The organism is Massilia sp. MP_M2, assembly GCF_039123635.1.
Classification (GTDB): Bacteria; Pseudomonadota; Gammaproteobacteria; order Burkholderiales; family Burkholderiaceae_D; genus Telluria.
Genome location: NZ_JBCHJF010000007.1, coordinates 260,570 through 286,877 on the forward strand (window position 1 = coordinate 260,570; position 26,308 = coordinate 286,877).

The 26,308-nt window shown below is 64.5% G+C and carries 21 protein-coding genes; 12 read left to right on the plus strand and 9 right to left on the minus strand.

Going from position 1 to position 26,308, the window contains the following annotated elements:
• Window positions 1-16: 16 nt before the first annotated feature.
• Complete coding sequence (locus RCH14_RS16495) at window positions 17-940, minus strand: hypothetical protein (protein ID WP_343027185.1); 924 nt, start codon at window positions 938-940, stop codon at window positions 17-19.
• Between the two features lie 195 nt (window positions 941-1,135).
• Between RCH14_RS16495 and RCH14_RS16500 the strand changes: the two genes are divergently transcribed.
• The 3 genes from RCH14_RS16500 to RCH14_RS16510 all read left to right on the plus strand — a co-directional run bounded on the left by RCH14_RS16500 (window position 1,136) and on the right by RCH14_RS16510 (window position 5,217).
• Window positions 1,136-1,552 (plus strand): RcnB family protein, encoded by a 417-nt coding sequence (locus RCH14_RS16500; protein WP_343027186.1) that lies wholly within the window; start codon window positions 1,136-1,138, stop codon window positions 1,550-1,552.
• A 169-nt stretch (window positions 1,553-1,721) separates the two neighbouring features.
• The gene (locus RCH14_RS16505; RefSeq protein ID WP_343027187.1) at window positions 1,722-4,463 is read left to right on the plus strand and encodes a TonB-dependent receptor; all 2,742 of its coding nucleotides are present in this window, start codon (window positions 1,722-1,724) and stop codon (window positions 4,461-4,463) included.
• A gap of 157 nt (window positions 4,464-4,620) precedes the next feature.
• Window positions 4,621-5,217, plus strand: coding sequence for a PEP-CTERM sorting domain-containing protein (locus tag RCH14_RS16510; protein ID WP_343027188.1), 597 nt, complete (start codon window positions 4,621-4,623; stop codon window positions 5,215-5,217).
• Between the two features lie 32 nt (window positions 5,218-5,249).
• Here the strand turns inward: RCH14_RS16510 and RCH14_RS16515 are convergent, their stop codons facing one another.
• Entirely contained in the window at window positions 5,250-5,636 is a 387-nt protein-coding gene (locus RCH14_RS16515; protein WP_343027189.1) for a hypothetical protein, read from the minus strand.
• A 329-nt stretch (window positions 5,637-5,965) separates the two neighbouring features.
• Between RCH14_RS16515 and RCH14_RS16520 the strand changes: the two genes are divergently transcribed.
• Complete coding sequence (locus RCH14_RS16520; protein WP_407070087.1) at window positions 5,966-8,170, plus strand: putative bifunctional diguanylate cyclase/phosphodiesterase; 2,205 nt, start codon at window positions 5,966-5,968, stop codon at window positions 8,168-8,170.
• Between the two features lie 173 nt (window positions 8,171-8,343).
• Here the strand turns inward: RCH14_RS16520 and RCH14_RS16525 are convergent, their stop codons facing one another.
• From RCH14_RS16525 to RCH14_RS16545, 5 genes are all read right to left on the minus strand, one after another.
• Entirely contained in the window at window positions 8,344-9,147 is an 804-nt protein-coding gene (locus RCH14_RS16525; protein WP_343027191.1) for a hypothetical protein, read from the minus strand.
• 423 nt (window positions 9,148-9,570) lie between these two features.
• Window positions 9,571-10,557: a tripartite tricarboxylate transporter substrate binding protein gene (locus RCH14_RS16530; RefSeq protein ID WP_343027192.1), complete on the minus strand. Its 987-nt coding sequence runs from the start codon at window positions 10,555-10,557 to the stop codon at window positions 9,571-9,573.
• Between the two features lie 53 nt (window positions 10,558-10,610).
• On the minus strand, window positions 10,611-11,588 hold the full coding sequence (locus RCH14_RS16535; RefSeq protein ID WP_343027193.1) for a hydroxymethylglutaryl-CoA lyase: 978 nt from the start codon (window positions 11,586-11,588) through the stop codon (window positions 10,611-10,613).
• Window positions 11,585-12,796: a CoA transferase gene (locus RCH14_RS16540; protein ID WP_343027194.1), complete on the minus strand. Its 1,212-nt coding sequence runs from the start codon at window positions 12,794-12,796 to the stop codon at window positions 11,585-11,587. Before RCH14_RS16540 ends, RCH14_RS16535 begins: the two co-directional genes overlap by 4 nt.
• A 90-nt stretch (window positions 12,797-12,886) precedes the next feature.
• On the minus strand, window positions 12,887-13,549 hold the full coding sequence (locus RCH14_RS16545) for a LysR substrate-binding domain-containing protein (RefSeq protein WP_343027195.1): 663 nt from the start codon (window positions 13,547-13,549) through the stop codon (window positions 12,887-12,889).
• A 315-nt stretch (window positions 13,550-13,864) separates the two neighbouring features.
• On the opposite strand from RCH14_RS16545, the gene RCH14_RS16550 reads away from it, so the two are divergent.
• Window positions 13,865-15,514, plus strand: a complete 1,650-nt coding sequence (locus tag RCH14_RS16550) for a L,D-transpeptidase family protein (RefSeq protein WP_343027196.1) — start codon at window positions 13,865-13,867, stop codon at window positions 15,512-15,514.
• A 39-nt stretch (window positions 15,515-15,553) separates the two neighbouring features.
• Here the strand turns inward: RCH14_RS16550 and RCH14_RS16555 are convergent, their stop codons facing one another.
• Together RCH14_RS16555 and RCH14_RS16560 are read right to left on the minus strand one after the other, a co-directional pair.
• Window positions 15,554-17,368, minus strand: a complete 1,815-nt coding sequence (locus tag RCH14_RS16555) for an alpha/beta fold hydrolase (protein WP_343027197.1) — start codon at window positions 17,366-17,368, stop codon at window positions 15,554-15,556.
• 9 nt (window positions 17,369-17,377) lie between these two features.
• The gene (locus tag RCH14_RS16560; protein WP_343027198.1) at window positions 17,378-17,800 is read right to left on the minus strand and encodes a universal stress protein; all 423 of its coding nucleotides are present in this window, start codon (window positions 17,798-17,800) and stop codon (window positions 17,378-17,380) included.
• 372 nt (window positions 17,801-18,172) lie between these two features.
• On the opposite strand from RCH14_RS16560, the gene RCH14_RS16565 reads away from it, so the two are divergent.
• From RCH14_RS16565 to RCH14_RS16595, 7 genes are all read left to right on the plus strand, one after another.
• Window positions 18,173-18,988, plus strand: a complete 816-nt coding sequence (locus tag RCH14_RS16565; RefSeq protein ID WP_343027199.1) for a universal stress protein — start codon at window positions 18,173-18,175, stop codon at window positions 18,986-18,988.
• Window positions 18,988-21,462, plus strand: coding sequence for a cation-translocating P-type ATPase (locus RCH14_RS16570; protein ID WP_343027200.1), 2,475 nt, complete (start codon window positions 18,988-18,990; stop codon window positions 21,460-21,462). The genes RCH14_RS16565 and RCH14_RS16570 overlap by 1 nt, the downstream gene beginning before the upstream one ends.
• A gap of 170 nt (window positions 21,463-21,632) precedes the next feature.
• Window positions 21,633-22,601: a diguanylate cyclase domain-containing protein gene (locus RCH14_RS16575; protein WP_343027201.1), complete on the plus strand. Its 969-nt coding sequence runs from the start codon at window positions 21,633-21,635 to the stop codon at window positions 22,599-22,601.
• Window positions 22,598-23,362, plus strand: coding sequence for a helix-turn-helix domain-containing protein (locus RCH14_RS16580; protein WP_343027202.1), 765 nt, complete (start codon window positions 22,598-22,600; stop codon window positions 23,360-23,362). Before RCH14_RS16575 ends, RCH14_RS16580 begins: the two co-directional genes overlap by 4 nt.
• Window positions 23,363-23,519: 157 nt before the next feature.
• Entirely contained in the window at window positions 23,520-24,575 is a 1,056-nt protein-coding gene (locus RCH14_RS16585) for an NAD(P)-dependent alcohol dehydrogenase (protein ID WP_343027203.1), read from the plus strand.
• Between the two features lie 62 nt (window positions 24,576-24,637).
• Window positions 24,638-25,480 (plus strand): universal stress protein, encoded by an 843-nt coding sequence (locus RCH14_RS16590; RefSeq protein ID WP_343027204.1) that lies wholly within the window; start codon window positions 24,638-24,640, stop codon window positions 25,478-25,480.
• 265 nt (window positions 25,481-25,745) lie between these two features.
• On the plus strand, window positions 25,746-26,153 hold the full coding sequence (locus tag RCH14_RS16595) for a hypothetical protein (protein WP_343027205.1): 408 nt from the start codon (window positions 25,746-25,748) through the stop codon (window positions 26,151-26,153).
• Window positions 26,154-26,308: the final 155 nt, after the last annotated feature.

The window sequence follows — 26,308 nt, forward strand, 5'->3', positions numbered from 1 at the left end:
GCAACGCGCCGCTTGGCTACGCTGCCGGCATGACGCCCGACTTGTTGTGATCACGCTCGCGCCGGGCTTTTGCGGCCGCAGCGATGCGACGCGCTTCGGTCATGGCGGCCGCGCGCTGCGCCGGCGTCAGCTGCGTGGCCAGCGCCGCCAGCAAACCCCTGCCTTCGGCAAACATCTGCGGCGAGGTATCGCCAGGCGGCGCAAGCTCCGCCCCGATCAGGCCAACCGCAGCCAGGTAACCATACCCTTGTTCCGGACGCCTGTCCGTCAGCGCCGAGCCGCCCAGCTTCTGCATCCCCCACAGCATGAGTGCGGTCGTGTCACCCGTCTCGGCCGCCGCGTCGAGCTGGCTGGCCGCCTGCGCCTTCCATTCGCGCACCAGAGGATCGTCTGGCCGGGTCGTCAATGCACTCGGGTCGCCGAACGGGCCTTCGGCGGCGTACATCCACGCCGCGCCGGGCACGCCGGCCTTGACGGCGGTGGCCAGGTAATCGAGCCGGGCCAGCCGCTCACGCTCCGTCATCGCGCCGCACATGCGCGTCATAGTGCGTCGCTCATCCGCGTTCAGGCCACGCCCGGCGCCCGGTGTGCTGTCCTCGACCTCGAGATCGTGCTGCCGGTTGAACGCCGCGCAGCGCGAGACGAGCATGTACGCCGCGTAGGCATCGTGCGGGTCGTGCGAGGCCAGGAGGTTGGCCACATGCGCGCTCAGGCTCTGGTTGGCGGCGGCAGCCAGTACCGATGCAGGCACCGACGCAGCAGATACACCCTGCATCGGCGGGCGTAACGTGGGCGCTGCGGGACGTGGCACGTCCTGCAGCGGCACGCGCGCCACCTGGCCCGTCGTTTCACTCGCAGAACCGCGCCACATGAACCCTGCCACCGCAATGCAGGCCACCACGAGCGCGCCTGCCAGCCATCCTTGCCAACGCTTTTCCATCACAGCGCCCCCGTGCGAATGCGTCGATCGCATCGAGTATATCGAGAGCCCGCACGGCATTTCTCACACATTATGACGATCGCCGCCGCAGATACACTTTGTAGCATTGCTTACTGGAATTCTTAACATGTTAGGAGGTGCCCGTAGTCTAATGAACTCATCGATTCTACGGATCGGCCACCAGGAGAAATAAAAATGAAAACCAAGTTCATCGCAGGGTTGATTGCATTGACCTTTACCGTGAGTGGCAGCGCTTTTGCACAACGCGGTGATCACGGAAACGATCGTGATCACGACCGCAACGGCTATTCGCAGCAGCACGACGATCGCCGCAACAATGGCGGCTCCCGTGCCCACGGCAACAAGCATCGTAACGACAGCGCCCAGTATTATCGCCGTGACGATACGCGCGGTGGCGGTCCACGCCACGACCTGCGCCGTGGCGGCAAGCTGCACAAGGAATACCGGAACAAGCGCTACGTGGTCAATGACTGGCGTGGTCGCCACCTGAACGCGCCACCGCGTGGTTATCACTGGGTGCAAACAGGTAACGATTATGTGCTGGCGGCGATCGCCAGCGGCATTATTGCCCAGGTATTGTTCGCGAATTAAACCTTGATTCATGCACCGATAAACCGCCCGTCGAAAGACGTGGCGGTTTTTTTACGCGTGTGCGTACCATATTTACAACATCCATTCCTACCTCGCCGATAGTTGCATCCATTCAACCCGGCGCCCGTTTAATATCAATCAATATGCTTGATGTAATAACGGAGAATTGATGAATATGACATTGAAACCAGGCGCACGCGCCGTGCGCGGCGTCGTCCTGGCCTGCGCCGGGACGACCATTGCCCTGGCCAGCCTGCCTCTCGCCGCGCAAACGCTGCCAGCGACGTCGGCAACCGAATTGCCGCGCGTCGAAGTCACGGGCTCGGCGATCCGCCGCGTGCAGTCTGAAACTGCGCTGCCGGTGCAAACGATTTCACGTGCCGAAATCGAGAAAACGGGCGTCACCACGGCGGCCGAACTGATGGGGCGGGTTTCCGCCAACAGCAATGGCCTGACCGACGGCGCCAGCATCAACGTCGGCGGCGACCAGCGCGGCTTCAACAGCGCCAATCTGCGCGGGATCGGCACCTCGTCCACGCTCGTGCTGCTCAATGGCCGGCGCATGGCCAACTTCGCCTCACCCGGCGACGACAGCGGCGTCGACCTGAACAACATCCCGGCCGCCGCCCTCGAACGCGTCGAAGTGCTGCTCGACGGCGCCTCGGCGCTGTATGGCACCGATGCGATCGGTGGCGTCATCAACTTCATCACCCGCAAGGATTTCCAGGGGCTGGAAGCGAACGTGTACGTCGGCACGACCGACGAGGGCGGCGCCGGCAAGCGCACCGCCAGCCTCAGCGCAGGCAAGGGCGTGCTCGAGCGCGACGGCTATAACGTCTTCGCCGTGGCCGACTTCCAGCGCACCAATCCCCTGAATACGTCGCAGCGCAGCTTCATCCCTGGCCTGCAGGTCGAGCAGCGCCTCGGCCACCTGCTCTCGAGCTACACCAGTCCGGCCAATATCCGCTTGACCTCGGCCCAGCGCGACCATCTGCAGGACATCGGGTTCACACTCAATGGGCGGCCGATCACGAACCGCCTGATCAACCTGTCGGTCCCGGGCTGCGCGCCGCCGGCCAATGTGTACCTGCCGAACGGCACGGGCGGCGTCGATGCCTGCACCTATAACTACATGCGCGACACCGAGCTGTATCCAAAGTCCGAAAAAGCCAGCCTGCTCAGCCGCGCCGTCATCAAACTGGGCGGCTCGCACCAGGCGTATGCCGAAGTGGCGCTGAGCCGCGCCAAGACCGACTACACCGGCTCATCGGCGCGCGTGACCGGCTACGTCGATTATTCGCGGGTGCCGCAACTGGCCGGCACCGGCCTGGACCAATTGGACGACGACATCCCGGGCGAACTCGAATTGCGGATGCGCCTGAACGAAGCGGGCCAGCGCACCAGCACGCTCACCAGCGAAGGCGTGCGCTTCGTCGTGGGCGTGACGGGCACCGTGGGCGGCTGGGATTACGACACCGCGTACAACCACAGCGTCAACACGGTCAAGGACCGCGATACCCACGGCTACGTGCTCTATAACGAGCTGCTCGAGGGAATCGCCGACGGCCGCATCAATCCATTCGGTCCTTCAAGCCCGGAAGGCAAGGCGCTGATCGACAGCATCCAGGTCGACGATGTCGTGCGCCGCGCACGCGGTACGCTCGACGCGCTGGATGTCAAGTTCTCGCGCGCCCTGATGCCGATGGCCGGCGGCGACCTGGCGGTGGCGATTGGCGGCGAAGCGCGGCGCGAGAAGAACCGCTTCACCCCATCGGCCTTGCTTCTGAGCGACAACATCAACAATGACGCGGCGCCAGAAGGTGGCCGCGCCACCAGCGACAGCCGCGATGTAGCGGCGGTGTACGGCGAAGTGCTGGTGCCGTTCGCGAAACAGTGGGAAGCGCAATTGTCGGCACGCTACGACCATTACGAAAACGTGGGCGGCGCGGCCAGTCCGAAGATCGGCCTGACCTACCGGCCAAGCGAGGCGCTGCTGCTGCGCGGCTCGGCCGGCCGGGGCTTCCGCGCGCCGTCGATGACGGAGCTGTATCGCCCAACCGTCTACAGCAGCACGGCCACCCTGCCCGATCCGGTCTATTGCGCCACGGTCGACAACAATTATTCGGACTGCGCCGACAACTGGGACACGCGCCGCTACAGCAACGAGAACCTGAAACCCGAGCGCAGCCGCCAGTTCTCGCTGGGCGCCGTGTTCGCCGCCGGCAAGCATGTCAGCGCGTCGCTCGACTACTGGAACATCAAGCGCACGAACCTCATCAGCGAAATCGGCGACGACATCATCCTTGGCAACCTGGCCAAGTACGGCGATCTCGTGTATCGCGACGAAGATGGACTGATCGACTATATCGAACTACGCAAGGACAACCGCGGCGCGCAACTGGCGCGCGGCATCGACCTGGCGTTGACGGTACGCGGCATCGACACGGCCATCGGCCGCTTCGGTGGACGCCTGAACGGCACCTATGTGCTGACGTCGAACATCCAGAATGCGCCCGGGGATGCGTTCGTGAGCAATCTGAACCGCTTCGTGACCGACGGCGTGGTCCAGCGCTGGCGTCACACGGTGAGCTTTGACTGGGATCGCGGGCCGCTGTCGGCCAGCCTGCAAAATACGTTCTCGAGCGGCTACGAAGACCAGAATACGGCGATCAATATTGACGACGGCAGCGTCGTGGCGGCCAACCGGGTCAAGCGTTATTCACTGTGGGACTTGTCGGGCGCGTATGCAGTCGATGCGCACCTGAAGCTGCGGGTGGGCGTGCAGAATCTGTTCGACAAGAGCCCGCCGTATTCAAACCAGGCGTATTACTTTTTGTCGGGATATGACCCAAGCTATACGGATCCGCGCGGACGCCGTTTCTATGCGAGTGCAAATTATTCGTTCAGATAAAGCCTGGCGAGCTACCGCCCTGTCGGGAAAGCTTACAGGCGTAAATACACGCGGCCGGCGCTGATTAAAATTCTTATTGGAATCAAACACTTGAAACCAATATGATGGGCGGCATGGTTACTGCTAGTTACAGGACTCACACTAACCGGAGAATACCATGTCCCTGCGTACCCTGAAACAGCTGCTTGTCGGGTTGTCCTTGCTGGCCTGCACTTCTGCATTCGCTGCACCGCTGGTGGTCAATATTGCTGGCGCCCAGAGCTTTGGCGCAGTGGGAGAGGCAGGCAATACGGTACTCACGTTCAATGTCGGCGCAGGCTCCCAGATCACCAGTATTGCCTACAATGTCAACATTACCGCTTTTACGCCGAGCTATCTGTCCGAGATCGGCTTGTATTTCAGCGATTCAGCGCAGTCGACTGGCGTCTACTTCACGCCAGGCTTTGCGAATTCAAGCCCTGGGACTGGAACCTACGCCGACTCGGCCAACCTGATCGACCTCGGGCTGGATTTCATGGTCGGCGCCGACGGCATCCTGCGTCTGGAATTCTTCGAGGATTTTGATGACGGCTTAGTGTCGCCAGATGGCATCTGGAACTTCGGCACGATCACCTTTGGTGTGACGGGAGATAACGTGCCTGTCGATCCGGGCACGGACATTCCGGAGCCAGCAACCGGCATGCTGCTGGGCGCCGGTCTGGCGTTGATGGGCTTTACGGCACGGCGCCGCCGCTCAGGCAGCAAGGCGGCGTAAGCAACACTTGGCGCAGTCGCTTGCCGGATGCGTCAGAGAGACTGGTTCTCGATACGGACCAGTCTCCAGCAATCGTCCATCTTGAAGTAATACGACACCAGGTAATCGGTGTCGGCCTTGGCCAGATTGACCCGCGCCGTCGCTGCCGTCACATCTTCCAGTTGCAGGACCAGCGCATTGTCCTTGCGCTCCTGCACCAAGGGCATCACGGGAAATTCAACCGGCTGGACCGTCGTATAGCTGCGTTGCACCGTCTCGTCACTGGAAAATCGCTGGATAAAAAACGAAATGTCCTGGGCCGGACAAACGGACAGCGACGTGTTCGTGGGTGCATCCGACTGGGTGTTCAACTGAGCCGCCTGGCAAGAGCCTGCTGACGTCAGCAGCAGCGCGAAGAATAGCTTGTCCAAACCACCCATATTGACCTCCCGGATCGATTCCCTCAGAAATGGCACGCCGCGATCAAAGCGCAGCCTGTGCCCGAGTCTACCAGAAGAGCCACAGCGCCCTGAACACGGTCAGCCTGCTGGCTTGACAGGTCGTCATCACGAAACTGGAACGTGCGTCCGCTGTTCTGTCGCCACACAGGAACGAAAATCCTCTGACACCCGACATTTCTGCGCACGATTGCATTGTCGTGCCTCAAATGCAACGAATAAGCTGGCATTATGTGAAAGATTAGACATGAACGTCTGCAGCGCTCACGGGCGTCAGGCAAAGTAAATCGCACGGCTCTGACAGAATGACGATGAATCGATTTCGAACTACTGGACTTCCGGCCAGCATCCGGGACACGTTGCCCACTCATCTTGACGCTTCCGCCACCACCCCTCCCCACCGCCCCCGCCTGCTGCTGGTCGACGACGAGCCGCGTGTACTGGCCTCATTGCAGGAAATGCTCAACGGTGGCGCTTATGCCATCAGTACCGCTGCCAGCGGTACCGCCGCGCTGGCGTGCCTGGCAGAGCAGCGCTACGACCTGGTGCTGCTCGACCTCTTGATGATGGATGTCGACGGCCATCAGGTCATGGACTTCATCAACCTGCACGATATCAAGGCCGATGTCATCGTTGTCAGCGGCACCGTCGGCATCGATTCGGCCATCGGGGCCCTGAAGCGCGGCGCCCACGATTACCTGCGCAAACCGTTCAGCCGCGAAGAATTGCTGCGCACGGTGGACAACGCGCTCAAACAGCGCGAGCTGCAGCAGACCAACCGTCGCATGGTGGCAGCGCTCGCGCTGTCCGAAAAAAAATACCGTTACCTGGTCGATGCCTCACCCGACATGATCTACATGCTGGGTCATGAAGGCCGCTTCACCTACGTGAATGACCGCGCCTGCCAGATGCTGGGCTACGAACGGGACGAACTGCTGGGCCAGCATTACACGGCGCTGCTGCATGCCGAGGATCACGAACGCGCCCGCTACGTGTTCAACGAGCGGCGCGTCGGCGAGCGGGCCTCGCGCGACGTCGAGCTTCGCGTGACGCGCCGGGCGGGTCCGGCACACGCGTACGCTACCGTCACCGACACGTCCGTGATGACGATCTCGCTCAACGCGATCGGCATGCACCGCGAAAAACGCGATCTGCAAACGCCGACCTATGTCGGCACCTACGGCATCGCACGCGATGTCAGCGCGCGCAAGCGCGCCGAAGCGGTCATCCATCACCAGGCTTATCACGACATCCTGACCGACCTGCCCAACCGCGTCCTGTTCAGGGACCGGCTCGGACTGGCGATGCTGCAGGCGCGCCGCAAGCGCGCCGAACTGGCGGTGATGTTCATCGACCTGGACCGCTTCAAGCTCGTCAACGACACGCTTGGCCACGGCCATGGCGACAAATTGCTGCAGCAGGTGGCGTTGCGCCTGAAGGATTGCCTGCGCAAGGGCGACACGCTGGCGCGCCAGGGCGGCGACGAGTTCACGATCGTGCTGCCCGACCTGCGCGCGCGCGACGATGCGCGCGTGGTCGCCGACAAGTTCATCGAGCGGCTGCAACAACCGTTCGATCTCGAGGGCAACGAGGTGCATATCTCGGCGTCGATCGGCGTGGCCATCTACCCCGAGCACGGCGAATCGATCGACGAGCTGCTGCGCAATGCCGACATCGCGATGTACCGCGTGAAGGACCTGGGCAAGAATGGCCACACTTTCTACGAGCCGTCGATGCACGACGCGCTGCACCAGAACGTCGCGCTGGAACATCATCTACGCCGCGCGCTCGAGCGCAACGAACTCGAAATGTATTACCAGCCGCAGATCGACGCCGCCAGTGGCCGCATCATCGGCGCCGAGGCGCTGATGCGCTGGAACCATCCGGTGCGTGGCCTGATCATGCCCGGTGATTTCCTCCCATTTGCCGAAGAAAGCGGCCTGATCGTCCCGATCTCGGAGTGGATGATCGACACGCTGTGCCGCGACATGGCGCACTGGGGCGTGGATGGCGCGGACCAGTTGACGCTGTCACTGAATCTGTCGCCGCATTATCTCGACCACAGCAAATTCTTCGACACCATGCGTAGTGCCTTGCAGCGCTACGACATCGGGCCCGGGCGGATTGCCGTCGAGATCACCGAAAACATCTGCATCCGCAATCCGCAGTATGCGATCGAGCAACTCAGGAAACTCGGGCAGCTGGGTGTCTCGGTGGCCATCGACGATTTCGGCACCGGCTATTCGTCGCTCGCGTATCTGCACCGGTTTCCGATCCAGACCATCAAGATCGACCAGTCGTTCGTGCAGCAGATCAGCGACGAGTATGGCCATTACCCGGTGGTGCTGGCGATTATCTCGATTTCACGCGGCCTGAATCTGGATCTGGTGGCCGAGGGCGTCGAGACGGAAGCACAGGCGCGCTATCTGCGTGCGCATGGGTGTTCGACCATGCAGGGCTTTTTGTTCCACCGGCCGATGCCGTTGGGAGGCTTTGTCAACGTGCTCAATTCGTAGCACTGCATCGTCGATGAATTCGGTGCTGCGAAAATAGCATTACACGCTCTCCGGCTTTCGCGCCGGCGGCCGGATCTTCAGAAAATGTCTCAAACAGCATGGCGCTGAAATGGGTTCGCGCATCGCAAGCCAGTCGAAAATAATCTTGAGCTATTACTGGCTCACGGGCTTGGTTATTGGTTTTTAGGCCGTGGCCGCAATACTTTCTCAACGAAGCGGGCCGTTTGACCTGCCTGTCTAGAAAAGGCGCGCCGGCCCTTGAAGGCAGGGCACGCATGGGCAGCGGCCATCAGCCAAGGCGACCTGCCGCCCCCGTCGGCCCCTTGGCCGGGATCCATCATGTATCCGATACTCTCGGCAATGACTTCGTTGCGGAGTAGGTCGATGACTTTGAGCGAGCTACCCGCAATCCAGTAACGACGATCATCGGCTGTCGAAATATCCTCATAAGTAACGCCATAGCGTGGTGCTGGCTCACTGGTAGGGCTGGACACCAGTACCACTCTGAAATAACCCTTCAAATAGCGTGGGTCTGTCAAACCTGGTTGCTCGATGAAACCTGTGTAGCGATATCGTTTCCCATCCTTAGGGTCACTGGCGTCCACGTACATATAGCCAACTTGCCTCTGAGGCGGAGCGATCCGCCCTTCTGCGCGCTCAATATGGCCAGGCAAGTCATGGTGCGCCCCAAGAAAACTCTCGATATAGCCATCTCCGGTAAGGTCTTTCCCATACGGATCATCAAGGACGAACTGTTGGCCGTAGTTGATGTTGCGAGAACGGATCTTCAGTAGCATTAGACCATCCACATCCTCGACGGTCCTCGTGATTTTCTCTCCGGCTGTATTGCAACGCTGCTGGAACAGAGTTCGCGCCACGGCACTATCGTTGGGTTTTGCAAAAACATGCTGCGTTATGCTCGATAGAATCAGTGCAACAATAATTTGGGTCGGTACCAACATATTTTTTTTCTTCATCGTGACGAGACCTCCTGAATTCTTAGTTGTCGACTCCACCTACGCACCTACCAGTATCTGAATCGCTCAGCAGTCGCTTGGCGCACGAGCATGTGCTCGACCCAAGCGTATCCAGACCAATTCTTGGCCAGGACAAACCCGGTCCGAAGTAGATGAGTAAAGACACCGATATATCCTAACGGAGAATTTCTGACGATTCCTCACCAATTTTCGCAAGGCAAGTTATAAATTTTCAGTTCTTACCATCGTTTTTCTCGTCGCATAGGGGGCACGGGGTTCCCTGCTGATCTGGTTGGACAAGAGCATGTGCTGGCATCCATGCAGGGACCATGCCATCATTTCGCCTGCGGTGTGGGGAAATACGAACTGGGCTGACTCATGCAACAAAGCCCGTACCACGCAATCCTTGGACGACACGAGCACTCACTCCCCCGTGATCTTCGCATCCTTCACGAACTTGCCCCACGTCTGAAATTCCTTGTTCGTATGCGCCGCCAGTTCCTGCGGCGTCATGTAGACCGCGTACGCACCCTGCTCCTGCGCCTTGCGCTTGAATGCGTCGGTCGCCATGATTTTCCTGATTTCGCCGGTCAGCTTGTCGATGATCGGCTTGGGCGTGTTGGCGGGGGCGTACACGGCAAACCATGAACTCACGTCCAGCTTCTCGTACCCTTTGATCGTCGCGGTCGTCGGCACGTTTGGCAGGCTCGGCAGCGCGACGTTGCCGGTGACGGCAATCGCGCGCAGCTTGCCGGACTTGATGTGGGCCAGTAGCGGCGGTGCTGTCGTGAAGGTCATCTCGACGTTGTCACCGAGCAGATCGGTGATGGCCGGGCCCGTGCCTTTGTACGGCACGTGAGCGATGTTGGTGCCGCTCATCTGGTTCAGCATTTCACCCGTCACGTGCTGCAGGGAGCCATTGCCGGACGACGCATAATTGAGTTTGCCGGGGTGTGCTTTGGCATAGCTGACCAGCTCGGGCAAAACTTTGATTGGCAGATCGGGCCGCACGAAGAACACTTGCGGCGCCACGATCAGGTTGGCGACCGGTGTGAAATCCTTGATCGGGTCAAAGCCTGCCTTGACCACGTGCGGCGTGATGACGTGAAAGCCCGAATATTGCACCAGCAGGGTATAGCCGTCCGGCCTGGCCCGCTTGACGGCCGAGGCCGCGATCGCGCCCGCCCCGCCCGGCCGGTTCTCGACAACCACCGGTTTGCCCAGTGCCTTGGACAGCGGATCGGAAAGCATGCGCGTGGCCAGGTCGGTCGTGCCGCCGGGCGTCGCCGAGACCATCAGCGTGATGGCGCGCGCAGGATAGTTCTCCTGCGCGTGCGCGCCGATGCTGACAAGTGCTGCGCCGACGGCGAGCATACTGGCGCGCATGCGCAGCGAGTGGATCGAGTTCATGGTGTCTCCTGCATTATTAAAATAGTTTTTGGCATACCGGCGATGGCATGGGTTCAAGCCGACCGCGCTTCTGCGCGCTCCCTGATCGCCTCAAAATCACCGGGCGGCCGATGCAGATCGAGTCGCCGGCCGGCCTTGACGATCTGGCTCGGCGTCTCGTGCCCGATCAGCGCCGGCAGCCGTGCCGATGCGTCCAGCAGGCGGTCCAGATCCACGCCCGTGTCGTAACCCATCAATTGCAGCGCGTGTACCACCTCTTCGGTGCAGACATTGCCCGAGGCGCCGGGCGCATACGGACAGCCGCCGATGCCGCCGAGCGACGCGTCGAAGCGGTCGGCGCCCGCATCGATACCGGCCAGCACATTGGCCAGGCCCATGCCGCGGGTATTGTGAAAATGCAGGCTCAGTTCGGTATTCGGCCAGGCTGCACGAAAACGCGCCGTGAGCGACGCCACCTGGCTCGGGTACGCCATGCCGGTCGTGTCGCACAGGGTGATGCCGCCGGCACCCGCCTCGTCGATGAAGCGCGCGCACCAGGCCAGCACCGTGTTCTCCGGCACGTCGCCTTCCATCGGGCAGCCGAACGAACACGACAACGAGATATTGACGGCCAGCGCCGCATGCCGCGCCAGGGCCGCCACCTCGCACAAGCCCTGGAACGATTGCGCCTGCGTCATGCGCAGATTGGAAAGGTTGTGCGTTTCGCTGGCCGACATCACCAGGTTCAGTTCATCAAGGCGGCTCTCGATCGCGCGCTCGGCGCCGCGCACGTTCGGCACCAGCGCGCTGTAGATCACGCCCGGCATGCGCGCGATGCCGAGCATGACTTGCTGGGCATCGGCCAGCGCCGGAATCGCCTTGGGCGAGACGAACGCGGTCACTTCGATCTTGGCCATGCCGGCCTGCGACAGGCTGTTGACCAGGGCGATCTTGTCAGCGGTTGGCACGAACACCGATTCGGCCTGCAAGCCGTCGCGCGTGCCGACTTCTTGCATGTGGATGCGGCGGCCAGCGCCGCGCCACAGGTTCATGCGACCACTCCCTTGTCGCGCAAGGCGGCGATGTCCGGTTCGCTCAATCCCAGTTCGCGCAGCACGCCATCGGTATCGTCGCCGAGGCCCGGGGCGGAGGTGCGCACGCTGCCCGGGGTGCCAAGCAATTTGGGCACGATGCCCGGCACCTCGAGGTCGTAACCGTCGCGCGTGGACTGGGCCAGGATCATGTCGCGCGCCCGGTAATGGGGATCTTCCGCGATGTCTTTCGCCGTGTAGACCTTGCCGGCCGGGACGCGTGCCCCACCCAGCAAGTCGAGAACCTCGGTGATCGGGCGCGTCGCGGTCCAGACGCTGATGGCCGCGTCGATCTCGGCCACGCGCACGACGCGGCCGGCATTGTCGGCCAGCGCCGGGTCGTGCGCCAGGTCGTCGCGCCCGATCACGACCATCAGGCGCTTGAAGATGCTGTCGCCGTTGCCCGCGATGAGCACGTAGCCATCGTTGCAGCGGTAGGCGTTCGATGGCGCGATGCCGGGCAGCGCGCTGCCAGCAGCCTCGCGCACGGCGCCAAAGGCGCTGTATTCGGGCAGCAGGCTTTCCATGACGTTGAACACCGCTTCATGCAGGGCGACGTCGATCACCTGCCCTTTGCCACCATTGACCTTGCGATGGTACAGCGCGGTGAGTACGCCGATGGTGCCATGCAGTGCGGCCAGCGTATCGCCGATCGACACGCCGCAGCGCACCGGCACGCAGTCCGGTTCGCCCGTCAGGTGGCGCAGGCCACCCATCGCTTCGCCGATGGCGCCAAAGCCCGGCAGGTCGCGGTAAGGGCCGGTCTGGCCATAACCCGAGATGCGCAGCATGACGAGGCCGGGATTGATGGCGGATAACGCCTCCCAACCCAGGCCCCAGCCTTCGAGGGTGCCGGGGCGGAAGTTCTCGATCAGCACATCGGCTTCGGCGATCAGCTTGCGGGCGATGTCCTGGCCTTCGGCGCTGCGCAGGTCGAGCGCGATCGAGCGCTTGTTACGCGACTGCACCTGCCACCAGACCGACGTGCCTTCCTTGATCATGCGCCAGTTGCGCAGCGGGTCGCCACTGCCGGGGGCCTCGATCTTGATGACGTCGGCGCCGAATTCGCCCAGGGTCTTGCCGGCGAACGGGCCGGCAATGAGTTGGCCCATTTCGATGACGCGTACGCCGCGCAGGGCGCCGTCGGGGATGCTGTTGTTGAGGTTCATGCGGGATCTCGTCGAGTGTTGTGATCTGTCGACCCAGCATAAAGACAACGGGCCCTGCCCGTCCAACCGTTTCTTTTCAACGAGCCTTCGTCAACCGCGAACGCTCGTGTTGACGTTGATACTGGCGCCGGCGCGTTCTTCGGCAGCACCCAGATGCGCGAGCAGCGCCCGCGTCACCGGCGACAACCCCTTCTCTTCGCGCACGACGATGCGCAGCGCGCGCTTGGCCCACGGCTCGTCGATCTCGACGGCGACCAAGACCAGCGGCTGGCCGATGGCGGTAAAGACTTGGTGGGGAATCATGCCCAGGCCCATGCCCACCTGCGCCATGCGGCACACGGCGTCGAAGCCGGGCACGTGGATGCGGGTTTTCAACGGCCGCCCGGACGCGCGTGAGGCCAGGTGGGTGCGCTTGTTGATCGAGCTGTCCGCATGCAGCCTGACATGATCGAACTCGAGGGTGTCGGCAAACGGCACGCGCCCGCGCCTGGCCAGCGGGTGGTCATGACGCATGACGAGCACGATGCGGTCGCGCCCGTACAGGTGGCTGTGCAGGTCGCGGGGATCGGTGTCGTCCGAGCAGATGCCGATATCGGCGAAGCCATCTTCGACACCCTTGACGACGTCGCCGCTGGGGCGCTCTTCGAGGTCGAGTCGGATCTGCTCATGCAGGTTCAGGAATGCGCGCAGATCCTCCGGCAAGAATTCCACGATGGCCAACAGGTTCGCCACCATGCGCACGTAGCCGCGCAAGCCCTGGGCATGCTCGGCCAGTTCCTGGCCAATCTTGTCGACACTGAGCAGGATGCGGCGCGGGTGAGTGAACCTTCTGCCAGCGCCTGCAGCGTCGGGGGCTTACCCTCCCAACCAGGAAACATCATTCACCCTCTCGGCAGAGGCGTCGCTGTGTTACTACTTCTGATCGTGGAGGGACCGCGTCCACTGTGGCGACGTCGTTGCACCGGCGCCCCACTGGATTGATGCAGATCAACGACTACCAGGCGCCGCAGGGTGTAATTTTGATGCCTGTCACGTTACCCCTCCATCACAGCGCATGCACCACACCCCATGGTAGTTCCCCGCCTGACCTGGCCCGCCAAAGCACATGGCGGCGCCGCGCATCGCCTCCTGCACTCGCTCTTGCTATTGCTATTGCTATTGCTGCTGCATGTTGCCACGGGTTCCGGCGCACTCGCCCGCGATGCAGTCGCGGGCGCCGAGGTTACAGCGCCGGCGCCCACGGTCAATTCGTGCGCTCCGGCCGCGGTGCATGTGCTTCCTGCCGCAGCACCCGCTGCATCCTGGCTATCCGGCGCGCAGGGGTTGGCGCCGCAGGCGCTGCAACTGCTGCGCGCGGCGCCCGAGCACGGCCTCGACGTCCGTCGCTACGGGGTGGACGAGCTGAGCCGGCGGCTGGCTGGCCCGGAGGGCGCATCGGCGGTATTCGCGCGCGATCTGGAGCGCGCGATGGTGCAGTATCTGTGTGATCTGCACGGGGGCCGCGCAGCCTGGGCCAACCGGGTTTCTGCGGCCCCCGACACCGGCTTCGACCCGCGCCAGCGCCTGGCCACTGTGCACGACGCGCAAGGGCTGGCACGGGCCATCGACGCAGCCGTCCCTGCCATTCCACTGTATGGCAGGGTCAAGGCGGCGCTGGCACAGTACCGCGCGCTGTCCCTGGCAACACCGGCCTGGCCCGCGCTGCCGCCAGTCGCGCAGGCCGCCATCCGCCCAGGCAAGCCCTACGCGGGCGCGGCCCTGCTGCAGGCCCGGCTGCAGTTGCTGGGTGATCTGGACGCTCGGGCGCCCATGGGCAGCGACGGCATCTATACGCCGGCACTGGCTGGCGCCGTGCGACGTTTCCAGGCGCGTCACGGGCTGGACGAAGACGGCGTACTCGGCACCGCGACGGTCACGGCCCTGTCGGTGCCGCCCGCGCACCGCATCGCCCAGCTGGCGCTGACGCTCGAACGCCTGCGCTGGTTGCCCCCGCCCCCGGCGCACGGGCGCGTGGTCGTCGTGAACGTGCCCACCTACCGCTTGTGGGCCTTCGATGCCAGGGACAACTTTGCGGCGCCCGCGCTGGAAATGCGCGTGATCGTCGGCGCGCGCGGCCGCACGCCCACGCCGCTGTTCATCGGAGAAATGCGCTACCTGGAATTCGCGCCTTACTGGAATGTTCCTGCGAGCATCCAGAAAAATGAAATTCTCCCGAAGCTGGCGCGCAATCCTGCCTATCTGCAGCAGAACGACATGGAACTGGTCGCGCCGGACGGGCGCCTGCTGCAGGCCGGGGGCGGCGATGCGTTAAGTCAGCTTCGGACCGGCAGCGCCAGGGTCAGGCAGCGTCCTGGCCCACGCAATGTGCTGGGCGACGTCAAGTTCGCGCTGCCCAACCCGATGAATATCTATTTGCACTCGACGTCGGCCAGAGAACTGTTCAAGCGCACGCACCGTGACCTGAGCCATGGCTGCATCCGCGTCGAACAACCGGCCGAGCTCGCGCAATTCGTGCTGGCCGATTCGCAGCAGTGGAGCGGTGCGCAGGTGGCCGCCGCCATGAGTGCGGGAAAGAACCGTTTCGTCAAGCTGGCTGCACCAGTGCCCGTCGTGCTGTTCTATGCAACTGCCCTGGTCGATCGCGACGGCCGGGCGTTGTTCGCACCCGACATCTACCGGCGCGACGATGCGCTGATCGCCGCGCTGCAGCTGGAATGAACAAGCGATTGAAAAAGCCTGTTGCGCTGGTGCCGCGCGCTACCGCACCAGCACGTAGCGGCCCGGCGCATCGTCCAGCACAGCGTCCGGATTGGCCGGATCGACCGGCGTCACGGGCGTGGCAGCGATCTGCGCGGTTGCGTGGCTGCGCAGCCAGTGCTCCCAGGCCGGCCACCACGAGCCCGATTGCAGCGGCGCCGCGGCGCACCAGGCCTCTGGATCCAGATAACGGCCGTCGTGGACGCGCGTGGCGATCTGGTAGCCGTGCCCGCCGCTTGCCAGCGGTGGATTGACGATACCGGCATTGTGCCCGCCGCCCGTCAGGCAGAACGTCAGCTCGGCGTCGGCCAACAGGTGCAGCTTGTACACGGACAGCCATGGCGCGACCGTGTCGCGCCGGGTGCCAAGCACGAACATCGGCAGTTGCAGGTCGGACAAGGCGACCGGACTGCCGCCGACCCGGTAGCGGCCCTGCGCCAGATCGTTGTCGAGATACAGGCTGCGCAGGTACTCGCTTTGCTGGCGATACGGCATCCGGGTGGCGTCGGCGTTCCAGGCGGCCAGATCGCTGGTCACGCGCCGGCCCTTGCCCATCAAATAGTTCTGCACCATGCGCGACCAGACCATGTCCTTCGAATTGAGCAGCGCAAATGCACCTTCCATCTGCGTGCCGTCGAGATAGCCTTTGCCGGCCATGACGTTGTCGAGGAAATTCAGCTGGCTTTCGTCGATGAACAGGCCAAGTTCGCCCGGCTCGGTAAAGTCAACCTGCGCCGCCAGCAGCGTCAGGCTGGCCAGGCGCTCGTCGCCATCGCGCGCCATGGCTGCTGCAGCAATCGCCAGCAGCGTGCCGCCCAGGCAATAGCCGAGTGCCTGGATCGCGTACCCGGGGCGCCGCGCGGCAACCTGGTCGATGGCCGCCATCACGCCCAGCTGCAGATAATCAGTCATCCCCAGATCGCGATCGGCCGCGTCCGGATTTTTCCAGGAGATCATGAAGACGGTGTGCCCCTGGCCGACCAGGTAACGCACCAGGGAATTGGCCGGAGACAAATCGAGAATGTAGTACTTCATGATCCACGGTGGCACCATCAGGATTGGCTCGGCGCAGACGGTGGCGCTGGCCGGCTCGTACTCAATCAGCTCGATCAGGCGGTTGCGGTACACCACCTTGCCCGGTGTCAGGGCCACACCCCGGCCGGGCTCGAAGCCCGTTGGCACCGTCGCGGCAGCGCCGCTGGCGTCCTCGATGGCATTGTGCAAGCCCTTCACCAGATTCATGCCGCCGGAACGCCAGGTTTCCTTGAGCACGGCCGGATTCGTGAGCAGAAAATTTGACGGCGAAAACATGTCCAGCACCTGGCGCACGGCAAAGGTCCACAGTTGCTCGTGATGCCGGGTCACGCCGGGCACGCCGGTGGTGGCGTTGTACCACCACTGCTGCTCAAGCAGGAATGCCTGGTGGATCAGGTTGAACGGCCACGTCTGCCACTCGGGCGCGGCGAAGCGGCGGTCTTGCGGCAGCGGGGCGATGCAGGGGGCGTCGTTCTGGCCAGCGCCTGGCGCGGCGCTGGCGGCCAGGCGCAGCATCTTGCGCTGCGCCTTGATGACCAGTTCACGCTGTTTGTCGGGGGAAGCCGCCAAATGCACCAGCCAGTCGGTGGCGGCGGCCGTCAGGGATGCCGGAGACAGGCCCTCGGTCCACCAGGCGAGCCGGGCATACAGCGCTCGGTCGAGCTCGCGCACCGGCGCCAGGTCGGGGGCGCCAGCGTCGATGTCGTGCGGATGTCCGTCAGCGGGGGCGGCGCATGCAGGTATCGCAGGTATCGCAGGTATCGCAGGTTCGGGATGCACGGGTTCCTCTCAGCGAAACAGCAGCACAGGCAAATGCGCATGCTCAATGACCCGCGCCGTCTGGCTCGCCAGAATGTGCTCGCTGGCACCGTGGCGGCCATGCGAGCTCATGCAGATCAGGTCAGCGTGATGCTCGAGCGCGGCGCGCACGATTTCCTGCCACGGTTCGGCGCCGGTCAAGATCTTGCACTCGCACGGCACGCCCAGCATGCGCGCCGTATCCGCCACCTGCTGAAGGATACGGCCGCCGTGGATACGTCCGGCGTGCGCCGGCGTGCCCAGTGCCGACGCTGCGTCAGCGGTGTCGGGAAACGGGACGACATGCACGGCGACCACGGCCGCACCAATGCCGGCGGCAAACGTCAGGCAGGTGCGCACCAGCGGCGTCATCGACAACGACCCGTCCACCGGCAACAGAATGCGCTGGAACATGGGTTCGTGCCCGGGGGCCGCACGGGTCGGCAACGTCGTCATGCGCCTGGCACCCGGGGGCGTGCGACGGGATCGGAACGGGTCATGGTCATTCTCCGAAAAAAGGATGTCAGCGCCTGCCGTCGACCGTTCGTCAGGCATCGGGCATCGGGCATCGTGTTGATCCTAATCGTGCCGACACAAAAACCGATATGACATGCATCAAAAATCACGGGGAAGCAAGGCGTGACGGGCCGTTGTCCCCTGTCTCGCCCGCCAAGTTTGATGCAAGTCAAATTCGGTGAAACGGGTTGCGCCAGGCCCAAACATGGCGCTGGACTGACTGCATCGACGCGCCGTACGCTGGCTGTCACGGCCATCCGGAGGTACATCATGTGCTACAAGACCATCGTCGTCCACGTCGACCACTCGCTGCACGCCGAGGCGCGCATGCGCTACGCGGCGCAACTGGCCGCGCGCTGCGGCGCGCACCTCATCGGCAGCGCCTTTTCCGGCATCTCGCGCTATGCCGAGGCAGGCAGCACCATGCTGCTGGCGCAGCAGCATGAACGCCGGGGCGAGCGCGACACCGCGCTGGCGCGCTTCGACGCGATCGCCGCTGCCGAGGGCGTGGTCAGCCATGAACGGCGCCATGCCGACGACGATCCGGCCGGTGGACTGGCGCTGCAAGGCCGTTATGCCGACCTCGTCATCGTCAGCCAGACCGACCTCGACGATCCGGCGGCGGCGCACCTGGCCGGGCCAGTGCCGGCGCAGGTGGTCCAGGACAGCGCGCGCCCGGTGCTGGTGCTGCCGCACGCACGCCGGCACGAGACGATCGGCGGACGCATCATGCTGGCATGGGACGGCAGCGCGCCAGCCACGCGCGCCGTCGCCGGCGCGCTGCCGCTGCTGCGCGATGCTGGCCTGGTGGCGATCGTCGTGTTCCAGCCGTTCGACGCAGCCGGGCGCGAGCCGGGCACCGATCTCGCACTGTACCTGGCACGTCAGGATGTGCTCTGCGAGGTGCACGTCGAACCGTCGGCGATCGGCGACGGCGCTGCCTTGCTGACCTGCGCGGATTGCCTGGATGCCGACCTGATCGTAATGGGCGCCTACGGGCGCCCACGCCTGCGCGAGCTGGTCCTGGGAGGCGTCACGGAAACCCTTCTCGCCCGGATGACCGTGCCGGTGCTGATGGCGCACTGATGGCCACCGACACGACCGCCGATGGCTTGAGCGCAGCCGAGGCCGCACACCGCATCGCCACGGACGGACCGAACACGCTGGCCGAAACCGAACGCCGCACCTGGCGCCGCATCGTGGCCGACAGTGCCCGCGAGCCAATGTTCCTGCTGCTCGTGGGCGCGGCCCTGCTGTACCTGGCGCTGGGTCAGCTCGATGAAGGGCTGCTGCTGTGCCTGATGGTCGGTGTCAGCCTCGGTCTGGCCCTGTACCAGGAAGGCAAGACCGAGCGCGCGCTGGCCGCGCTGCGCGATCTGGCCAGCCCGCGCGCGCACGTTCTGCGTGACGGCTGCTGGCACGTCATCGACAGCACCGGCATCGTGGCCGGCGATCTCGTCGCCGTCAACGAAGGCGACCGGGTGCCGGCCGATGCCCACGTGCTCAGCAGCGCCGGACTGCAGGCCGACGAGTCGCTGCTGACGGGGGAATCGATGCCGGTCGACAAGGATGCAACGGCGATGCTGTTTGCCGGATCCCTGGTGCTGCAGGGGCACGCGATCGCCCGCGTGGTGGCTACCGGCGCGCGCAGTGAGCTGGGCCGGATTGCGGCCTCACTGCAGTCACTGCGGCCCGCGCCGTCCCCCCTGCAGCGCCAGAGCGCTGCGCTGGCGCGCGCCTTTGCCGTGCTGGGGATGGCGTGCAGCATCGTGCTGGTGCTGGCGTACGGCCTGATCCGCGGCGACTGGCTGCAAGCCACACTGGCCGGCATTGCGCTGGCCATGTCGATGCTGCCGGAGGAACTCGCGATCGTGATGACCGTGTTTCCCGCGATCGGCGCCTGGCGCCTGTCACGGCAGCAGGTCCTGGTGCGGCGCCTGCCGGCAATCGAAACGCTGGGCGCCATCTCGGTCCTGTGCGTCGACAAGACCGGCACGCTGACGGCCAACCGGATGGACGTCGTGGCGCTGTACGCGCACGGCGCGCGGCACCCGGTGACGGCGCAGCCCATGCCGGCCGACCTGGCGCCGCTGATTGAAACAGCCGTGCTGGCCAGCACCGCGACGGGGCCGGACCCGATCGACCGGGCCGTTCAGCGTCTTGGCGCCGCCTGCCTGGCGCCGGCGCAGTGCCACGCGGCATGGTCGCTGGTGCACGAATACGGCGTCAGCGCGCAGCAGCGTGCACTGGTGCAGGTATGGCGACGAGCGGACGGCACCCTGCTCGCTGCCGCCAAGGGTGCGCCGGAAACCGTGCTGGGGTGGTGCAATCATGATGACAATGCCGCTGGCGGGACGAGCGCCGGACTGCTGGCTGCGGCGTCATCCATGGCGCAGGACGGCCTGCGCATGCTGGCAGTGGCGCAGGCCGTCCTGCCCGGCCCCAGCTGGCCGGACCGGCCGGCCGATATCCCGTTCACGCCTTCGGGTCTGCTGGCCCTGGCCGACCCGCTGCGGCCCGAGATCCCCGCCTGCGTCGCCCGCTGCGCCGGAGCCGGCATCCGGGTGGTGATGATCACGGGCGACCATCCGGACACGGCGCGCGCCATTGCGCGGCAGGCGGGGCTGGCCGACACGCCAGTGCTCACCGGCGCTGCGCTCGATGCGCTGGGCGATGCGGCGCTGGACGCGCGCATGGGTGAAGTCGGCATTTGCGCGCGCATTACGCCGACGCAGAAACTGCGTCTGGTGCAGGCGTTCGCACGGGGCGGCGCCACGGTCGCCATGACGGGCGACGGCGTCAACGATGCGCCGGCGCTCAAGGCCGCCCATGTGGGCATCGCCATGGGCGGCCGCGGCACCGACGTGGCGCGCGAGGCGGCGGCGCTGGTGCTGCTGGACGACCGCTTCGCGTCGATCGTCGATGCCATCGGCGCTGGCCGCCGGATCCACGACAACCTGCGCAAATCGATCCGCTACGTCATCTCAATGCACGCACCGATCGCCGGCATGGCCATCCTGCCGATCCTCGCCGGCTGGCCGCCGCTGCTGTATCCGATGCACATCGTGTTCATGGAACTGATCATCGATCCCGCCTGCACGCTGGTGTTCGAAAACGAGCCGGCGGCGCCCGGTGCGATGCAGCGAGCGCCCCGCGATGCGCAGGCGCCGCTGTTTTCACCCGGCGCGCTGGCACGCACGCTGGCGATGGGCCTCGGCCCGCTGCTGGCCGTGGCCCTGGCGTATGGCTGGGCACTGGGCGCGCTGGCACCGGCACAGGCACGCGCCTTTGGATTTACCACGCTGGTGTTTGCCAACCTGTCGCTGATCCTGGTCAACCGCGCAGCCGGCGCCAGTCTGTTCGGTTCGCTACGCCAGCCCAACCGGATTCTCTGGCTGGTCGTGGCGGCGGCCCTGGGACTGCTGGCCCTGACGCTCTACGTGCCGTGGCTGGCGGCGGTGTTCCAGTTTGCGGTGCTGGCGCCAGCACTGGTCGCGGGCGCGGGCAGTGCTGGCCTGGCTGGCGCGCTGCTGCCGGCGCTGCTGCTGCGGCGGCGTTGATAACGACCAGTTCGCTGCACGTGCAGATTCGTATCAATAGCTCGTCAGTTTCTTTTTGATGCAAATCAAAACTCAAGCAAAAACATGAGCTGCCTAGCCGCCAAACCTCGACGCGGCAACCCGGTGCGGCTATTGTCAATACATTCACTTCTTCACGTCAGAACGCCACCATGTCCACGCCTCCCACGCAAGCGGTCTGCGCCAGTACTGCAGGGGAGCTGGCGGCGTCCGTGTTTGATCACAGCCGCGACGCCATCATGATCACGGCGCCCGATGGCGCGATCCTGGCCGTCAACCGCGCATTCTGCACCATCACCGGGTACACCGAAGACGAAGTGCGGGGCAAGAATCCGCGCATCCTCAAGTCGGGGCTGCAAGACCGCGCATTCTATGCAAGCATGTGGCAGGCCATTACCAGCAAGGGCTACTGGCAGGGCGAAGCCTGGAACCGGCGTAAGGATGGCACCCTGTTCGCCGAGCGCTTGACGATCGTTGGGGTCCCGGGCGCCGATGGCAAGCCGCACCACTACATCGCCATGTTCGCCGATGTCACCGGCGCCAGCATGCAGCGTCGCCGTCTCGAAGAACGTGCCAACTACGACGCGCTGACCGGCCTGCCCAACCGCGTCCTGCTGGGCGAGCGGCTCGAACAATTGCTGGCATGTGCGCGCGACACCTCGTTTGGCGTCGCGCTCGCCTTCATCGACCTCGATGGTTTCAAGCAGGTCAATGACAGCATGGGCCATCCGGCCGGCGACCGCCTGCTGGCGAGCATTGGCCAGAGCCTGCGCGCTGCACTGCGCGGGTCGGATACGCTGGCGCGCTTTGGCGGCGACGAGTTCGTCGCTGTACTGCCGGACATGTGCGACGACGCACTGCTTGCCTCACTACTCGCACGCGTGGCCGATGCCGCCCGCGCGCCGATCGTCATCGATGGCCGGGCGATCTGCCTGTCAGCCAGTATCGGCGTCGCCCTGTTTCCACGGGACGGCACCACCCCGGCGCAACTGATTTCCCATGCCGACGCCGCCATGTATGCCGCCAAACGCGCAACGCGCGGCGGCGCACCCCACATTACTATTTCCGCGGCCAGCCCGGCAAGCGGACAGCGTCACCACCATGAGGTACCACCACCATGAATGCTCCGCTACACATGCCCGTCGATCCGGCCGGTTTTCTGGCGGTCGTGAAAGGCCAGTGCGGCGACTGCAATACCGGGGGCATGTGTCTGTCCACCGGCCTCGACTCGGGCAGCAAGGCACGCTTCGAGCGCCTGGCTGGCCAGCATCGTCGCATCGCTGCCGGCGACACACTGTACCGGACGGGTCAACCGCTGCACAGCCTGTACGCGCTGCGCTGCGGCTTCTTCAAGACACGCCGCCGGGGTCCGGCGGGGGACCAGATCACCGGCTTCCCGATGGCCGGCCAATTGCTGGGCCTGGAAGCGGTCGGCACGGGCACCCACCAGTCCGACGCCATCGCGCTCGAAGACAGCGTCGTGTGCGAGCTGCCCTTCGCGGGGCTCGAACGCCTGTTCGAGGACATTCCCGGCCTGCATCGCCGCTTCTACCGTTTGATGAGCTGCGAAATCAACCGGCAGCAGCATCTGATGGTCTTGCTTGGCCACATGCGGGCGGAGCAGCGGATGGCCACGTTCCTGGTCGACACGGGGGCGGCGTATGCGGTACGCGGCTATTCTCCGGTGCAATACCAGCTGCGCATGTCGCGTGAAGACATCGGCAGCTATCTCGGCCTGACCATCGAGAGCATCAGCCGCCTGCTAGCCCGCTTTACCAAGCTGGGGCTGATCAGGGTCAACAAGCGCGCCGTGGTGCTGACCGATCCGCAACGGATTGCCGCAATGGCAAACGGTTTCTCTCCCTGCAGCCCGATGGTCTGACTGGCCATGCCACCAGGGCAAGCTGGCGGTTTTGATGCACGTCATGGATTTTGCGGACCCTCCCCGTCATCCTTTGAGAACGATACGACACGACACGACAGAACGGCACGTCGTTGCCGGCCGCGCGACAGCGAACACGAAGACACCGGAGATTTTCATGCACATGATGAACGCAGCAGTCTTCACCGGCCCCGGCCGCATCATCCTGGACCGCAAGCCCGTTCCCGTCGCCGGACCCGGCGACGCCGTCATCAAGATCACGCTGACGACGATCTGTGGCACCGACGTGCATATCCTGAAAGGCGAGTATCCCGTCAAGCCGGGTCTGACGATCGGGCACGAGCCGGTCGGAACGATTCACGAACTGGGCGCCGGCGTGACCGGCTACCACGTTGGTCAGCGCGTAGTCGTGGGTGCCATTACGCCCTGCGGTCAGTGCCATACCTGCCTGGACGGTCGCCAGTCCCAGTGCGGCGGCCACGCCATCGGCGGCTGGCGCTTCGGCAACACCATCGACGGCTGCCAGGCCGACTACCTGAGGGTGCCATTCGCGATGGCAAATCTGGCGCCGATTCCCGACGGCCTGACCGATGAGCAGGTCTTGATGTGCCCCGACATCATGAGCACCGGCTTTGGTGGCGCCGAACATGGCGGCATCCGGCTGGGCGATACGGTCGCCATTTTCGCCCAAGGTCCCATCGGTCTGTGCGCCACCGCTGGCGCACGGCTGCGCGGCGCCAGTTGCATCATCGCTGTCGACGCCGTCCCGGAGCGCCTGAAAATGGCCCGGCAGCTGGGCGCCGATCACACCATCGATTACCGGGCCACCGATCCGCTCCAGGAGATCATGCGGCTGACGGGTGGCCAGGGCGTCGACGTCGCGATCGAGGCGCTCGGCACCCAGCAGACGTTCGAACATTGCCTGCGCGCCCTCAAACCGGGCGGCACCCTGTCGAGCCTGGGCGTGTATTCCGGCAAGCTGTCGCTGCCGATCGACGCCTTCGCGGCCGGACTCGCCGACCAGTCGCTGGTCACCACGCTGTGCCCCGGCGGCAAGGAGCGCATGCGCCGCTTGATGGCCATCGTCGCCTCCGGCCGCCTCGACCTGCAACCCATGATCACGCACCGCTTCCGGCTCGAACAGATCGAACAAGCCTACGACCTGTTTGCGAATCAGCGCGACGGCGTGCTGAAGGTGGCGATCACGCCCTGACAGCCAGGGGTCCGGCCGCTTGACCGCCCATGTTCGTCACGTTACCAACCGAGGGGAAATCCATGTCCTACCAATCCATTCTCGTCCACGCCTGCCAGCCCGAACTGGCGCAAGCACGCTACCGGCTGGCAGCGGCCATCGCGCTGGCCGAAGACACCCGCCTGACCGGCATCGCCCTCTCGGGCGCGATCGAATTCATCGTGCGTTGCAGCGCCGCCGCCGCCGTGGCGCCCATCGGCCCGGACGACTACAACTTCCTGACCGACAACGCAAAACGCAATCTGACGGACTTCGAGAACGCCGTGCGCGCCGCGGGCGTCGTGCCGTACAAAAGCATGCTCAGCGATGAATCGGCCATCCACGCGTTGCCGCTGGAGGCGCGCTATTGCGATCTGCTGCTGATCGGCCAGATCACGCACCCGGATGCGATCCTGGCCGACGCTTACTCGCTGGCGCGCAATATCCTCATCCATGCGCCCTGCCCGGTGATGGTGGTGCCGTCCACGACGGCTGTCACCAACGTGCCCGGCCGGCCCCTGATCGCCTGGGACGGCAGCATGGAAGCGAGCCGGGCCGTGCGCGCCGCCCTGCCCCTGCTGCGCCGCGCGGGCAGCGTGACGGCGGTGTGTTTTCATCCGCAGAAATACAGTGGCGATGAAGGCCAGGCGGGCACCCGGCTTGCCACCTACCTGGCCAGTCACGGCATTGACGTCGAGGTGCTGGCGCAGGCGCCGGCGTCGACCGGCAGCATCGGTGATGCATTGCTCGCGCTGGTAGCCACGCGGGCGCACGACCTGATCGTCATGGGCAATTTCGGGCATTCGCGCTTCCGCGAGCTGGTGCTGGGCGGCGTGACCGAAACCGTGCTGGCCGGTACGGTCGTACCGGTGCTGACGAGCCACTAGGGAAGCACTGATTTATTCTGGTGGATGGAATTGGCTGCGGAAAAAGCCGCCATGCAAGGCGCAAATCGCAGCAATAGCGAGCTATTGCGAGAATTGGCAACGCCGCAGGGCGGCTATTTTCCGCGCCAAGTCCGCCTCCATGAATTAATCAGTGCTTCTCTAGGCGCACGGGGCATCCGGCCGCAGCGCCGGCGCCAGGCGAGGCACGCTCTGATCCTCGCTCACACAGAAATTTTTCGTGTTCCCACCCGGCCAAGGAGCCATCATGTACAGCCACACTGCCGACGACACGGCGCACGCCCTCGGTACTGCCCTGCGGCGCACGCACACGCAATTGTGCCGCCAGATCGATGCGCTGGCGGCGCAGCCGGAAGCGTCCTTCGCAGCCGGCTGGACGGATCTGGTGGCCGGGGCCGAGACGGCATTCAGGGATGAAGAGCGCGTGATGGAGCAGGTGCGGTACACCGGGCTCGCAGAGCACCGGGCCGAGAACGCCTGCATCCTCAGCGCGCTGCATCATGTGTCGCCGCGCGTCGATGACGGCGACCACGGTATCGGGCGCGAGGTCTTGTCGGCACTGGCGGCCATCATCTCGTCGCACCGGTGCGGGGTCAGGATCCGCCCTCTCGCCGCCGTGCAATTGTGCGGGTATCAGCCGCCGTGCTGCGGCTGAAGTACCAGGTCGCGGTCATACCGGTCGCTTCTGCGATATTGACAACATCGGCTGAGGGCCCTGAAACAATGAGTGCGATAAATTCTCGGGTCAAGGACGCGCGTCGCGTTCGGGCCTGCGAGGACCATGCGCAGTCAGCAGCGCACTCCCGTAAA

Bases quoted from the DNA above. Each gene is read 5' to 3' on its own strand.
- RCH14_RS16495 (WP_343027185.1), bottom strand. From the start codon at position 940: ATGGAAAAGCGTTGGCAAGGATGGCTGGCAGGCGCGCTCGTGGTGGCC.
- RCH14_RS16500 (WP_343027186.1), top strand. From the start codon at position 1,136: ATGAAAACCAAGTTCATCGCAGGGTTGATTGCATTGACCTTTACCGTG.
- RCH14_RS16505 (WP_343027187.1), top strand. From the start codon at position 1,722: ATGAATATGACATTGAAACCAGGCGCACGCGCCGTGCGCGGCGTCGTC.
- RCH14_RS16510 (WP_343027188.1), top strand. From the start codon at position 4,621: ATGTCCCTGCGTACCCTGAAACAGCTGCTTGTCGGGTTGTCCTTGCTG.
- RCH14_RS16515 (WP_343027189.1), bottom strand. From the start codon at position 5,636: ATGGGTGGTTTGGACAAGCTATTCTTCGCGCTGCTGCTGACGTCAGCA.
- RCH14_RS16520 (WP_407070087.1), top strand. From the start codon at position 5,966: ATGAATCGATTTCGAACTACTGGACTTCCGGCCAGCATCCGGGACACG.
- RCH14_RS16525 (WP_343027191.1), bottom strand. From the start codon at position 9,147: ATGAAGAAAAAAAATATGTTGGTACCGACCCAAATTATTGTTGCACTG.
- RCH14_RS16530 (WP_343027192.1), bottom strand. From the start codon at position 10,557: ATGAACTCGATCCACTCGCTGCGCATGCGCGCCAGTATGCTCGCCGTC.
- RCH14_RS16535 (WP_343027193.1), bottom strand. From the start codon at position 11,588: ATGAACCTGTGGCGCGGCGCTGGCCGCCGCATCCACATGCAAGAAGTC.
- RCH14_RS16540 (WP_343027194.1), bottom strand. From the start codon at position 12,796: ATGAACCTCAACAACAGCATCCCCGACGGCGCCCTGCGCGGCGTACGC.
- RCH14_RS16550 (WP_343027196.1), top strand. From the start codon at position 13,865: ATGGTAGTTCCCCGCCTGACCTGGCCCGCCAAAGCACATGGCGGCGCC.
- RCH14_RS16560 (WP_343027198.1), bottom strand. From the start codon at position 17,800: ATGTTCCAGCGCATTCTGTTGCCGGTGGACGGGTCGTTGTCGATGACG.
- RCH14_RS16565 (WP_343027199.1), top strand. From the start codon at position 18,173: ATGTGCTACAAGACCATCGTCGTCCACGTCGACCACTCGCTGCACGCC.
- RCH14_RS16570 (WP_343027200.1), top strand. From the start codon at position 18,988: ATGGCCACCGACACGACCGCCGATGGCTTGAGCGCAGCCGAGGCCGCA.
- RCH14_RS16575 (WP_343027201.1), top strand. From the start codon at position 21,633: ATGTCCACGCCTCCCACGCAAGCGGTCTGCGCCAGTACTGCAGGGGAG.
- RCH14_RS16580 (WP_343027202.1), top strand. From the start codon at position 22,598: ATGAATGCTCCGCTACACATGCCCGTCGATCCGGCCGGTTTTCTGGCG.
- RCH14_RS16585 (WP_343027203.1), top strand. From the start codon at position 23,520: ATGCACATGATGAACGCAGCAGTCTTCACCGGCCCCGGCCGCATCATC.
- RCH14_RS16590 (WP_343027204.1), top strand. From the start codon at position 24,638: ATGTCCTACCAATCCATTCTCGTCCACGCCTGCCAGCCCGAACTGGCG.
- RCH14_RS16595 (WP_343027205.1), top strand. From the start codon at position 25,746: ATGTACAGCCACACTGCCGACGACACGGCGCACGCCCTCGGTACTGCC.